Source organism: Fimbriimonadaceae bacterium (genome assembly GCA_019638795.1).
Classification (GTDB): Bacteria; Armatimonadota; Fimbriimonadia; order Fimbriimonadales; family Fimbriimonadaceae; genus JAHBTB01.
This window is the reverse complement of the sequence record JAHBTB010000005.1, coordinates 29024-41541: the sequence shown is the minus strand read 5'-3', so window position 1 is coordinate 41541 and position 12518 is coordinate 29024. Positions and strand designations below refer to the sequence as shown.

At 64.3% G+C, this 12518-nt stretch carries 11 protein-coding genes; 9 read left to right on the top strand and 2 right to left on the bottom strand.

Translation table 11 applies throughout. The annotated features are described in order from the left end of the window. The first annotated feature begins 3 nt into the window (after positions 1-3). Positions 4-3408 (top strand): efflux RND transporter permease subunit, encoded by a 3405-nt coding sequence (locus tag KF857_07535; protein ID MBX3111845.1) that lies wholly within the window; start codon positions 4-6, stop codon positions 3406-3408. Between the two features lie 30 nt (positions 3409-3438). Continuing rightward, positions 3439-5388, top strand: a complete 1950-nt coding sequence (locus KF857_07530; GenBank protein ID MBX3111844.1) for a cation-translocating P-type ATPase — start codon at positions 3439-3441, stop codon at positions 5386-5388. Between the two features lie 11 nt (positions 5389-5399). Here KF857_07530 and KF857_07525 read toward each other — a convergent pair whose 3' ends face one another. Beyond that, positions 5400-6212 (bottom strand): hypothetical protein, encoded by an 813-nt coding sequence (locus tag KF857_07525; GenBank protein MBX3111843.1) that lies wholly within the window; start codon positions 6210-6212, stop codon positions 5400-5402. Positions 6213-6400: 188 nt separating this feature from the next. Between KF857_07525 and KF857_07520 the strand changes: the two genes are divergently transcribed. Beyond that, positions 6401-6922 (top strand): hypothetical protein, encoded by a 522-nt coding sequence (locus tag KF857_07520; GenBank protein MBX3111842.1) that lies wholly within the window; start codon positions 6401-6403, stop codon positions 6920-6922. On the opposite strand, the gene KF857_07515 is transcribed toward KF857_07520, so the two are convergent. Continuing rightward, positions 6881-8164 (bottom strand): MFS transporter, encoded by a 1284-nt coding sequence (locus KF857_07515; protein ID MBX3111841.1) that lies wholly within the window; start codon positions 8162-8164, stop codon positions 6881-6883. The two genes, KF857_07520 and KF857_07515, sit on opposite strands and share 42 nt — an antisense overlap. 213 nt (positions 8165-8377) lie before the next feature. On the opposite strand from KF857_07515, the gene KF857_07510 reads away from it, so the two are divergent. Genes KF857_07510 through KF857_07485 form a run of 6 tightly spaced genes read left to right on the top strand, consistent with a single transcriptional unit; the run spans position 8378 to position 12517 of the window. Continuing rightward, on the top strand, positions 8378-9124 hold the full coding sequence (locus KF857_07510; protein ID MBX3111840.1) for an AAA family ATPase: 747 nt from the start codon (positions 8378-8380) through the stop codon (positions 9122-9124). Beyond that, the gene (locus KF857_07505) at positions 9121-9558 is read left to right on the top strand and encodes a helix-turn-helix domain-containing protein (protein ID MBX3111839.1); all 438 of its coding nucleotides are present in this window, start codon (positions 9121-9123) and stop codon (positions 9556-9558) included. The genes KF857_07510 and KF857_07505 overlap by 4 nt, the downstream gene beginning before the upstream one ends. Then, complete coding sequence (gene pilM / locus KF857_07500; GenBank protein ID MBX3111838.1) at positions 9548-10636, top strand: type IV pilus assembly protein PilM; 1089 nt, start codon at positions 9548-9550, stop codon at positions 10634-10636. Before KF857_07505 ends, pilM begins: the two co-directional genes overlap by 11 nt. Positions 10637-10653: 17 nt before the next feature. Then, positions 10654-11250 (top strand): PilN domain-containing protein, encoded by a 597-nt coding sequence (locus KF857_07495; GenBank protein ID MBX3111837.1) that lies wholly within the window; start codon positions 10654-10656, stop codon positions 11248-11250. Beyond that, positions 11247-11885 carry a type 4a pilus biogenesis protein PilO gene (pilO, locus tag KF857_07490; GenBank protein ID MBX3111836.1) on the top strand — a complete coding sequence of 213 codons (639 nt, stop codon included), beginning with the start codon at positions 11247-11249 and terminating at the stop codon, positions 11883-11885. The genes KF857_07495 and pilO overlap by 4 nt, the downstream gene beginning before the upstream one ends. Then, positions 11885-12517, top strand: coding sequence for a hypothetical protein (locus KF857_07485; GenBank protein ID MBX3111835.1), 633 nt, complete (start codon positions 11885-11887; stop codon positions 12515-12517). Before pilO ends, KF857_07485 begins: the two co-directional genes overlap by 1 nt. Position 12518: the final 1 nt, after the last annotated feature.

Here is a 12518-nt window from a genome sequence, read left to right as displayed (position 1 = left end):
GCGATGGGCTTGACCAAACTGGCCATCCAGCGTCCGGTGTTCATCCTGATGCTGATGTGCGCGGCCATCTTGATGGGCGCGATCGGCTACAACAGCATGCGCAAGGAGCTGAACCCCGACGTCAGCTTCGGTGTCGTCTCCATCACGACCGTCTATCCCGGTGCCGGCCCGGAGGAGGTCAACACCCTCATCTCACGACGCATGGAGGAGGCCGTCAGCGGCATTTCAAACCTGCGCGAGGTCGTGGCGACAAGCCAGGAAGGTGTGTCCAGTGTCGTCCTGACCTTCGAAGTCGGCACCAACATGGACGTGGCCACGGCCGACGTCCGCACCAAGGTCGACCAGATTCTGGGGCAGATTCCCCGAGACGCGGAAAAGCCGGTCATCTCCAAGATCGACGTGGCGTCCAGCCCCGTCGTGACCTTGGCGGTCAGTAGCGACAAGATGAGCAGCCGTGCCCTGCGCGACCTTGTCGACAACGTCCTCAAGGACAAGTTCGCCCGCATAAAGGGCGTCGCCCAGGTCGGCGTCAACGGCGGTGACATCCGCGAGATCCAGATCCAGATCAAAAAGGACGCCCTCCTCCGCTATAAGCTGGGGATCACCGACGTCCAACGGGCCATCGCGAACGGCACCCTGAACCTGCCCAGCGGCCGCATTGTCAGCGGCAGCCGGGAGACCACCGTCCGCATGATGGGCGAGTTCAAGACGGTGAAGGACATCGAGGACTTCTTCCTGACGGTGTCGAACTCGAACCAGGGCGGCGACTCGGTCAAGGTCCGCTTGGGCGACATTGCCACCGTCGTCGACGCCAACGCGGAGCGGAGGTCGCTCAGCCGACTCGACGGACGGGACTCGATTTCGATCGTCATTCAGAAGACCCGTGACGGCAACGCCATCGAGATTTCGGACGCGATTTTGAAATCCCAGTTCGGCGCCCCGCCGTTGCTGGAACAGCTGCAAGAGCAGTTCGGCATCAAGTTCACCGTCACCCAGGACACGTCGACGAACATCCGCGACTCACTGGACGACCTCCTGTTCGCCATCCTCTTCGGCATCTTCTTGGTCGGTACCGTCGTCTGGACGTTCCTTCACAACCTGCGCGGCACGATCATCGTGGCCGTCGCGATCCCGGTGTGTATGTTCGCCGCCCTGGTGGCGATGTGGGCGGCCGGGTTCACGGTCAACAACCTGTCGATGCTGGCGCTCTCGTTGGCCGTCGGTGTCTTGGTCGACGACGCCATCGTCGTCCTTGAGAACATCTACCGTCACTTGACCTTGGGAGAAGACCCTGTCGACGCGGCCATTAACGGGCGGTCGGAGATCGGCCTTGCCGCCATCGCGATCACCATGGCCGACGTCGTCGTCTTCGTGCCCATCGGCACGATGGGCGGCATTGTGGGCCAGTTCTTCCGCCCTCTTGGCCTTGGCTACGCCGTCACGGTCATGCTCTCCCTGTTCGTGTCGTTCACGGTCACCCCGATGCTTGCCTCGCGTTGGTACAAGAAGGGCGAGGACTGGGAGCACCCGAAAGGCCGGTTCGCGCGCGCCTTCGAGAACATGTTCCACGCCTTTGCCAACGGCTACCGCCGGGTACTCAGGTCGTCGCTGAAGCACCGCTGGTACATGTTTGGCGGCGGGTTCGTCGTTTTGGTCGCCCTGTTCATGTTCATCGGCGGCTCGTTCGCCCCGGACGTCCAGTCTGCGGCCCAGAGCGCAATAGGCATGGTCGTCATCTCGGGGATCATTGCGGCGGCGATCTTCTTGGGCAACCTGGTCATCCGTCGTAAGTTCCTACCGGGTGTCTTCCTCGGGTTCCTGGGCTTCTCGGCTGTCTTCGTGGCCGGGCCTGTCCTAGGCAAGATGTATCACGAATGGAAGAAGGAGGACGTCTTCAAGTTCACCTTTGCCCCACCGAGCGATTCAGGAAGCGTCCAGATCAACATCGAGCTTCCGCCCGGATCGAGCCTGGCGGCGACATCCGCGGTCGTACACCGGGTGGAAGAGGCCGTGCTGAAGAACCCGGAGGCCAAGTTCGTCGTGGCCAACGTCGGGACGCAGGGCGGCGGCTTCTCTGCTTCCAGTTCGGGCACCCAGTACGCCCAGGTCATCGTGACCCTCTACGACAAAGAGTCGGCGATGGACCGCCTGATGTTCTGGAAGAAGCACGAGGAGAAGCTCCGCACCGTGAAGGACACCGACGTGGCCGCCCAGATCACCCAGGAGGTGGGTCGGATCCCCGGGGCAAAGATCAACATCGCCGCGGGCCAGAGCTTCTCGTTCGGTTCGGCGATCCAGATGGCCCTGCGGTCAGACGACCGGGCCAAATTGCTCGCCACCGCGACAAAGATCCGTGACGAACTGGCGAGCGGGGCGATCGAGGGGGTCGTGGGGCCCAACATCAGTTCCAAGGGCGGCAAGCCGGAGTTGCAAGCCATCCCCCACCGGGGAAGGATGGCCGACGCCAACGTCAGCGCCGCCGACCTGGGTGCGGCGATGCGGACGATGTACGAAGGTGACACGAACACGAAGTTCCGGGTCAATGGCGAGGAGTACGACATCCGGGTGATGATGGACCTCCAAGACCGTGACAACCCGGCGATCGTGGCCGACATGCCGATCGTGTTCAAACAGGGGACGCCCGTCTTCTTGAGCGAGCTTGCCGACTTGGAACAAGGCCATGCGATCGACAAGATCGACCGCCGCGACCGTCAGGAGGTGATCATGGTCACTGCCGACTTGTTGCCCGGCTACGCTTCGGGCTCGGTACAAGCCAAGATCAACCAGTGGCTGACGGACAAACACCTGGTTCCCGAGGGTGTCACCAGCAAGGCACTGGGCCAGGCCGACGCCCAGGCCCGCGAAACGCCATACCTTCTCGGTGCCATGGGCATCGGTTTGGTGCTGGTCTACATGGTGCTTGCGTCGCTCTTCGACAACCTGCTGTACCCCGCGATCATCCAGCTTGCCCAACCGCAGGCGATGGTCGGGGCGCTCCTTGCCCTGATCCTCACCGACAAGACCCTCAACATCGTCGGCATGATCGGCATCATCGCGCTCATCGGCCTGGTCGGCAAGAACGCGATCCTGATCGTCGATTACACGAACACCCTGCGCGAACGGGGGATGGAGAAGTACGAGGCGCTGGTCGAGTCGGGCGGCACACGGTTGAGGCCGATCATGATGACGACCCTGGCCCTTGTCTTCGGCATGTTGCCGGTCGCCTTGGCCATCGGCCGCGGGTCGGAGTTCCGTGAGACGATCGGCATCACGATCATCGGCGGCACGTTGCTCTCGACGGTCCTTTCCCTTCTCGTCATCCCGTGCTCCTACTCCATCTTCGACGACGCCTACATCGGGTTCGGCAAGGCGGTCGCGTGGGCGCGGGCGAGGTTCCGTCGGGGCTGAGGCCTTCCGATTCTGAGAGCCCGTGAGATAATGGACGTTATCGAACGGGCTGTACAGATCGTTCTGACCGCGATATGCGGCCTCCTGACGGTGGTCTCGTGGGTCGTCCCCCACCCGGCCCTACCGTACTGGGCCGTGCTCGCCGGATCATATTTCGCCGCCCGCGCCGGATGGCGGGCGGTCCAGGACCGCGAGATCGACGTCAACGTCCTCATGATCGCCGCGGCGGTCGGCTCGGTGGCGATCGGCCACCCCGGCGAGGCGGCCGTCCTGCTCTTCCTGTTCAGCCTCTCCAGCACGCTTGAGGCCTTCGCCCTCGGCCGCACCAAGTCCGCGATCGAGGGTCTGGTCAAACTTCGGCCCGAGTCGACCCTGCTTGTCGCCGACGACGGCGACAAGTCGGTGTTGGTGAAAGACCTGAAGGTCGGCGACATGGTGCGTGTCCTGCCTTTTGAGCACGTCCCCGTCGACGGCGAGATCTTCAGCGGGAGGACCAACATCGACCAGGTCGCGATGACCGGCGAATCGGTGCCCGTCGCCAAGGCGGCCGGCGACATGGTGCTGGCCGGCACCCAAAACATGGAGGGCATGGTCGTCGTCAAGGTCACCAAGGCGGCCGGGGACACCACCCTCGAAAAGATCGTCGACCTTGTCCGCGACGCCCAAGAAAACAAGGCGAGCGGTGAACGCATCAGCCAATGGTTCGGCAAGCGTTACACGCTGTTTGTCGTCGGGGCCTTCCTCCTGTCCCTGGCCCTGCGCCTCGCGTTCAGACAGCCCGCGAACGACGCCTTATATGCCTCGTTCACCTTGCTGGTCGCCTTGTCGCCTTGCGCCCTGGTGATCTCGTCACCGGCGACGACGTTGAGCGCGCTGGCGTGGGCGGCGAGGCGCGGCTTGCTCGTGCGCGGCGGCGAGGCGGTCGAGGCGGCGGGCCAGGTGGACACCCTGTGCGTCGACAAGACGGGAACCCTGACCGTCGGCCGCTTCACCCTGAACGAGATCTGCGTCTGCGAGGACGCCCCTGCCTTGGTCGCCGCGGGCGGCACCGCCTGCCACTCCGAAGAGGCTTGTTGGGCCCGCGGTGTGAAGGCGATGTCGTCTGAGGCCGTGGCGATCCTGAGGGCGGCCGCCGCCGCCGAGCAGTACGCGACCCACCCGATCGCCGAGGCGATCGTCGCCGCGGCCCGAGAGCAAGGTGTCGACGTGCCTGAGGCGACGGACCAGGAGGTGGTCCCCGGCTACGGCGTCCGGGCGGTCGTCGAGGGGCAGGAGATCGTCATCGGCCAACGGGCGTTCTTTGACGCTGAGGGTGGGTTGCCGCCAGGGTTCGCCGCCCATGCTGCCGAGTTGCAACACAAGGGCATGACCGTCGCCGTGCTCAAGTACGCCGGGCACTTTGCCGCCCTGGGGCTGGGAGATTCTCTCCGGCCCGAAGCCCACGACGCCCTGGGCCAATTGCGCGCGTTAGGCTTGGAGAAGGTCTACCTGCTGACCGGCGACACCCCCGAGACGGCGAGGGCCGTCGCCGGAGAGCTGCAAATCGACGAAGTCCACGCCGGCTTGCTTCCTCAGGACAAAGAGCAGGTCTTGGCCGGGCTCGCCAAGGAAGGCCGCCAAGTCCTCTTTGTCGGCGACGGGGTGAACGACGCGCCAAGCCTGGCTGCCGCCCGCCTGGGTGTCGCGATGGGGGGCCTCGGCAGCGACATCGCCCTGAACGCGGCCGACGTCGTGATCATGCAAGACCGCTTGGACCGGCTGGCGGAACTCGTCCGGTTGGGCCGCAAGGCCAACCGGGTGATCAGGGCCAACTTGACGGTCGCCGGTGGCATGGTCGTGGTGCTCACGTTCGGCTCGCTCCTGGTCGAGGCGGCGTTCCCGCAGGCGCGCAACGCGATATTGCCATGGGCGGTCGTCGGCCACGAGGGCACCACCGTCCTCGTCATCCTCAACGGCATCCGGCTTTTGAAGGGGCCCTAGGGGCCGGTGGGCTAGTTCGCCAGGCCCGGCAACGTGGTCAGACCGCCGGCGATGTCCGAGGCGATCGAGAACCACTTCCGCGTCTTGTACTTGTCACAGATCTGCTGGACCAGTCGGTCGCAGGCCTGGTCGGCGGCGTCGATGCGGTCCTTGCTCTTCCCCTGCATGCCTTTCAGGGCAGACAGGGCGGCGTCGGGGGACTCGCTGGCCTTGCCGATCGCTTCGGCGAGTTCGGTCATCATCGCCTGGGTCTCACCCAAGGACCGCGAGTACTGGGCCTGGGTCGGGGCGCACTCCGCAGGTGGGGGCACGCTTTGGAAGAAGTTGTCCAGGTCTTGCCAGTCGGAATGGATCTTCTCGACGCTTTCGGTCAGTCCCTGGGTCGGCGGAGACTCGACGTCAGGGCCGTCTTCGCCGAAGAGGGACTTCATCGGGTTGCTTCCCCCACCCACGCTCTGGCGCATGATGTCGGCCATCAAGGGCCCGATCTGGCTTGTCGCCAAGGCCTTGCGGCGGCGCTCGGTCTCTTCCAGGTGCTTGAGCCAGTCGAGCACGTCCTTCGGCATCAAGTTGTCGGCGGGGAGGACTGGAGTCGTGTTGCCTTCGGCGGGGAGGACCTGGGGTGGCGGGGCCCCCGTGGCGGCGAGGATCGGCGGCCCCTGCCGGGCGTCGGCCCCAAGGGTCGCGTTGCCTCGGCCGCCGAGGCGGAAAATGCCGGCGCCAAGGCCAAAGCCGACCATGGCGACGAGCACGATGATCCCGCCGACCAGCCAAAGCTTGCTTTTTGACGCCTGGGCGCCGTACGGGTCGGTCGGGACTTGCATCACACTCTCCTTAAGTGTATGACGACCAAACCGCGATGAGGGTCCCGATTCGACCCTGGACGTGGCTCTGAGCCTGTAAACCGTGCGGGTTTTTGAGGCGAGGACGATAAGTGCGGTGGCAACGGGCCCGAAGATGAACTACGACCATCAAACCAGACGGTGTCCTCAGCCGTCGAAGAAGCAAGCAGATGGAACAGGGACCCAGCCCGCAGAGCCAACTGATGGACATGTTCCGCGAAAGAGTCGCCGAACAGACCGCCCGCCATTTGGGGTCTTGCGGCTTCGCCGACGTTGACGACTATCTCGCTCGCCTCCTCGTGGCGTTCGCGAGGATGGACAGTGTGTTTTCAGTCCGGGACAACGAGGGCCGCCCCGTCAACACGGTGATCGAGATGGTCGCCGAGGCCGACGTCCGCCTGAACGCGACCAGTTTTGAACGAGAGCGCGAGGTCCACAAGCACATCGGGGACTTCATCCTCTTCTGGAGCGGTGTCGCGCCCGATTTCTTGGCCCGCCACAAGGCCGCCGCCGGGGACATTGCCTGCGACTACACCCGCCAGGGGCAGGAAAGTTACTATGTGGTCAGCACCTTTGACCACCCGCCCTACACCGACGAGTCGCCGACATTCCGCAAGTTGAGCGAGGAGTTCAAGGGTTGCTCGTTTGTGCTAGGCCAAGTCGGCCGCTCGCTCGGGTTCTGCGTCCAGTGAAGGCATTTCGACGTTCCGGAAGCTGGGGACGGCGAGGGCGATCAGGCATCCGGCCGTCATGACGACCCCCATCGCCAGGAACGCCGGGCCAAGCCCGAAGCGCGCGATGAACGGGCCGGCCACGGCGACGCCGACCGGCTGGGCGCCCTGCTGGACAAGAGACCACAGACTGTTCACCCGTCCGCGCGCCGCGTCGGGGAACGCGGTCTGGGTGTAGACGACAAGGCCAAGCCAACTGAACGGGATGAACACGCCGCACAAGGCGTTGAGCAAAAGGAACGGCCCGTAGGTGGTCGCCCACGCCATGAGGCCGCAAAACACGCCGACGGACAGCCACGCCAGCGCCATGATCCGCCCCGGCTTACGGAGCTTGGTCCGCCCGGCCACGACACCGAAGACGAGCATGACCACCATGAACGAGAACTCGATCAGGCCGAGGGTGGCAAACTTTCCTCCGAACAGCCGGTCGTTGGCCGCGATGTAGGCGATCATGAACCCGGCGATCGCGCAGTGGCAGACGGCGGTCAGGGGGAGGGCGACCCGCAAGAGCGGGTCGGCCGCACTGGTTCTGATGCCCTCCTTCATGTCGACGAGAAACTGCCTGTACGAGTGGGAGCCGATGTCTTGCCGCTCGGGGACCAGGGACGGGAGCCGTACGACGAAGACGGCCGACACGAGGAAGGTGAGGCCGTTGATGGCGGCGGCCAGGGGAAAGAACGCCCGCGGGGCCAGGGCCTCTAGGGCACCCAAGCCGCCAGCGGAGAGCGCGATGCCCAGCATCATGGTGAACTGCTGGGTGTTCACAAGGAACGAGTTGGCGCCCTGAAGTTCCTCCTTGGGGACCAAGGTGGGGACGGCCGCCGACCGCGCGGGGAGGAAGAAGACCGTGATCGACGACAACACAAAGCCGGCCCCGACCACCACCGGCACCGGCATCTTGGGTTGTAAGTAGGCCCACAAGGCGAACCCGAGGAGGAACACCGCGCAGCCGATGTCGGCGGCCAGCATGACCTTTCGCCGGTCGACCCGGTCGGCGACCACGCCCGCCATCGGCCCAAAGAGGAGGAACGGCAGGGCGTTCGCCACCGCGGCCATCCCCGTCACGGCGTCGTCGCCACTGATCTTGTGGGCCATGAATAGGAAGATCAGGCCGTAGACGCTGTCGCCCACCAACGACACCGCCTGGGCGACCCAAAGGTCGCGGAAGCCCTTGTGGGCTAATGAACTGGCACCCGGCAGCAAGCCCGGATGCTACCGACTCGGACTTTCTGCCTCCGGGACAAGCCGCGTTGATGAGTCAAGAAGCCGCGAACTTGCAGTGGACGCTGAGGTTCCGCACCGGGCCGACCAATAGAAATACCGGGCCTTTGCACCGGAGTCGAATTCATGTACGAGCAGTATTGGGGACTCAGTGAACCACCGTTCACCCTGACACCTGACCCGCGGTTCCTTTATATGAGCCGTTCTCACGAGGACGCGCTCATGATGTTGCACTACGCGATCACGCGCAACAAGGGGGCGGCGACGCTCTGCGGCGAGATCGGGTTGGGCAAAACGACCATCAGCCGAAAGCTTCTGGAGATGCTCGATCCTGTCCAGTACAAGATCGTCCTCATTTTCAACCCGATCTTGACGCCGACGCAGATGATGCAGGAGATCCTCTCCCAACTCGACGTCGAGATCCAGAGCCGCGACCGGCAAGTCCTGGTGCAACGCTTGCACCTGGCCCTCCTTGAGCACTACGACAAGGGCCGCCGCGTGGTGGTCCTGATCGACGAAGCCCACCTGATCAAGTCGAGCCAGACCTTGGAGGAACTGCGGCTGTTGCTCAACTGCCAGATGAACGACCAGTTCCTCATCAGCCTGCTCTTGCTCGGCCAGACCGAATTGCTGCCGAAGCTGGCGAAGGTGCCCGCCCTGGAGCAGCGCCTGGCCGTCCGCCACACGATCAAACCGCTCAGCGTCCACGACACCGGCGAGCTGATCCTGCACCGGATGCGCGTGGCCGGCTACGTGGGCGAGCAGAGCCCGTTCACTCCGGAAGCGATCCACCAGATCCACAAGGTGTCGGGCGGTGCCCCCCGCGTGATCATCCAACTTGCCGACAACTCCCTGCTCATGGCCATGGCTCGCAAAGAGAAGATGGTCGACGGCTACCTGGTCCATGAGCTCGCCGAAGATTTCCACGGAGCCGCAGCATGAACTTAGCAGACGCCATCCGACGCGCCCAAGAGGGCCAAAACGCCGCGCCGACAAGCTTTGCCGCGGCACCCAAACAAGAGGAGGCGCCCAACACGCCCACCTTTCCGACCCCGGTCCCTCTGACCCCGGACGAGCAACCGGCCCCGCCGAACCCGAACGTGAGCGGCAGTGTCGTGCGCTTGGAGCTCTTCCTTTCGGCCGAGCAGCTGGGCGGCATGTTCCGGGCGATCATGGCCGGCCAGCACACGGTCTTGACCATGCGTGAGGCGGCGAGCTATCTCCGCATCACCACGGGTGCCCTTGAGAAGCTGGCGGAAGACGGCGAAGTCCCCGCGGTGCAGATCGACGGACGCTGGCGCTTCCCGAAGGCCAGCCTGGACGATTGGTTGCTCGCCCAGACAATTTCCACGGAGGAAGTCGAAGATGTCGCTTAGTCTCTTTAAGAAGAAGTCGTTCCTCGGCGTCGACATCGGCCACCACGCCATCAAAGGCGCCCAGGTCGAGAAGACGAGTGCGGGGTGGAAGGTCACCAAGGCCTTCAACGTCCACACGCCTGACGACGCCGTCAAAGAGGGCATCGTCATCGACCCGGACCCCGTGGGTGCGGCGATCAAGGCCGGCATGCGCCAGGCCGGAATCCACGCCGACTGCGCCGTGGTCGGCGTCTCGGGCGGCTCGGTGATCGTGCGTAACGTCGCGATCCCCAAGATGAACGAGACGACCCTACGGAAGTCGATCCGCTATGAGGCGGGGCGATACGTGCCGTCCAGCATCGAGGACAGCTTCATCGAGTTTGAGATCTCCGGCGAGACGCCGGACGGCCAAATGGACGTCCTGATCGTCGCGTCGCCCAAGGACATGGTCAACAGCCGTGTCGCCGCCTGCAAGGCGGCCGGACTTGAGGTCGAGATCGTCGACATCGAGGCCTTCGCCCACTACCGGGCGGTCGTCGAGGTGGAAGACAACAACGTCCTCAAGGAACTGAGCGTCGCCGTCGTCGACATCGGGGCCGCCACCACGTCGGTGAGCGTCGTCTCGAAGGGGCAGTTCGCGATGTGCCGCACCATCCCGCAGGCCGGGCAGGTGTTGACCGACGCCCTGAAGACGTACTTCAAGCTCAGCGACACCGAGGCCGAGTCAGGCAAGGCCGCCCTTGACCTGACGACGCTGCTTACCGAGGGCCAAGTGGTGGAGAACCCACCGCTTCGTGTCGTCCAGCCGCATCTTGACGACCTGATCCGTGAAATCCGCCGGTCGCTGAACTACTACCAGTCCCAGCAGACCGAGAACGGCACGCCTAACCCGGTGACCCACCTGGTCGTCGCCGGCGGCGGGGCCAAGTTCGTCGGGCTGGCCGAATACATGGGCAACAAGCTGGGCATGCAGGTCATGGCCAGCGGCGTCTTCGACAACCCGCGGGTCGCCAACGGCCTGCTTGACGACGGAGAACGGGGCCTCGACCTAGTCGTGGCGTCCGGACTGGCGATGAGGGCCTTTGCCAAGGCGGCCTGAGCCGAGAGAGAAGCACCATGCCATTGATCAACCTGATCCGTGAACAGCGCCTGGCCGCACGCCAGCGCGAGCAAAAGGCCAAGACGGCCCTTTTGGGGACCCTCGGCGCCGGTGGCCTGGCCCTGATCGGGGCCGGAGCCCTGCTGCTCGACACGACGAGGCTGAACCTGGAGGCTTCCAACCTCGAGGCCAAGCAAAAGAAACTCGCCCCGATCCTGAAGCAGCTTGACGACGCCGAAAAGGAGATCGACCGCCTGACCCCGCGGATCGAGACCCTGAAGAAGGCCAAAGACGCGACGCAGAAGTGGAACATCGTCCTGAACCACCTGTCCGGGAACACGCCGAAGGGCTCCTGGCTGACGGGCATCAAGACGACGCAGACCGACAAGACGAAGCCTGTCCTCGTGACCTTCACGGGGATGGCGTCGAGCCATGAGTCGGCCTCGGAGTTCACCTTGCGCCTGACGTACTGCAACGAACTCCAGAACCCGACGTTGAAGTCGACCACAGAAAAGACGGCCCAGGGCAACACCAAGGTCTACGAGTTCGAAGTCACCGCCGAGCTGAAGGGCTCCGGTGAAGAAGCCAAGTCTAAGGAGGCCAAATCAGCATGAAGCCAGCAAACCCGGCCAAGTCAATCGTCCTCGCCGCGGTGGCGGTCGTCGCCGTGGGTGGAGGCCTCGTCTACTGGCAGTACACTGTCCATGGCGACGCCGAAGCGAACCTCGCCAAGATCCGCGCCGCCACCCCGGACGAGTCGAAGCTCCAGCAAGACCTTCAGGCGGCCCAGGCCGAGCTCTATAAGGCCTCGACCGAGCTGACCCACCTGGAGGGAGGTGTCCCCACCCTGGCGTACGTCCCGACTCTTCTCCAAGAGTTGGAGGCGGTGGGCAACAAGAACAACATGCGGGTGACTGTTTTCAAGCAGTCGAACCCGTCGGCGGTCCAGACCCCGGCCTCGACCGGCGACGCCAAGTCCCTTAAGGAAAAGGCTTACGACGAGGTCGAGTTCGACGTCTCCGGCCGAGGTTCGTACACCTCGATCGAGAAGATGCTCACCGACCTCCAGATCTTCCCCAAGATCGTCTCGGTCCAATCGGTGAACGTCATGCCCAAGCGTGACCAAGGAGCGCCGAACGCCGCGACCGTCGAGGCGACGATCCGCCTCAAAGCCTACATCTTCAAGCAGGCCGACGAGCAGCCCAAGGGCGACCTCCAGGCCAACAACACCCCAGGCGGTGGCCAATAATGCAAGACAAGAAGAAACTACTGGTCGTCGGTGCGCTCGTCATGGTGCTATGCGCCGTCGGCGCGTTCACCCTGATGGGCGGTGGCGGCGGCTCGTCTGCGGCTGCCAAGCCCCAGGCGACGACAAAGGGAAGCGAAAAAGCCGCGGAACCGGAGACGACGGTCGACCCGGCCCAGGAGAAGATCAACAAGTTGATCGCCTCGATGGGCGCCTACGGTTCGATGGAGTCACGTGACCCGTTCGCCGTCCCTGCCGAAGCCAAGAGCGCGGTTGAGCCGCCTCCTGCCCCGCCGGTGCAGAAGCCCTCTGCGCCAGCCAAGAGCGGCCGGTCTTCCCGTCCTCCCCGGATGGAAGGCGGCACCGCCCCTTGGCAACTCCCGATGCCGAACGGCGGCCAACTCCCGAACGGGAACCAGCTGCCGGCGCAGATCGTGCCGCGCTATCGGGTGAAGGGTGTGCTGGTCGGCAAGAAATCAGTCGTCGTCATCGAGGACTCCAACGGCAACCAGCGGCTCGTCCCGCAGGGTGGCCAGCTGGACCCCACGACCCGTGTCACGAACATCGAGAAGGGACAGATCACTGTCAACGAGAACGGCAAGAGCAAGACGCTGCCGATTGAGGAAGGAAGCTAAA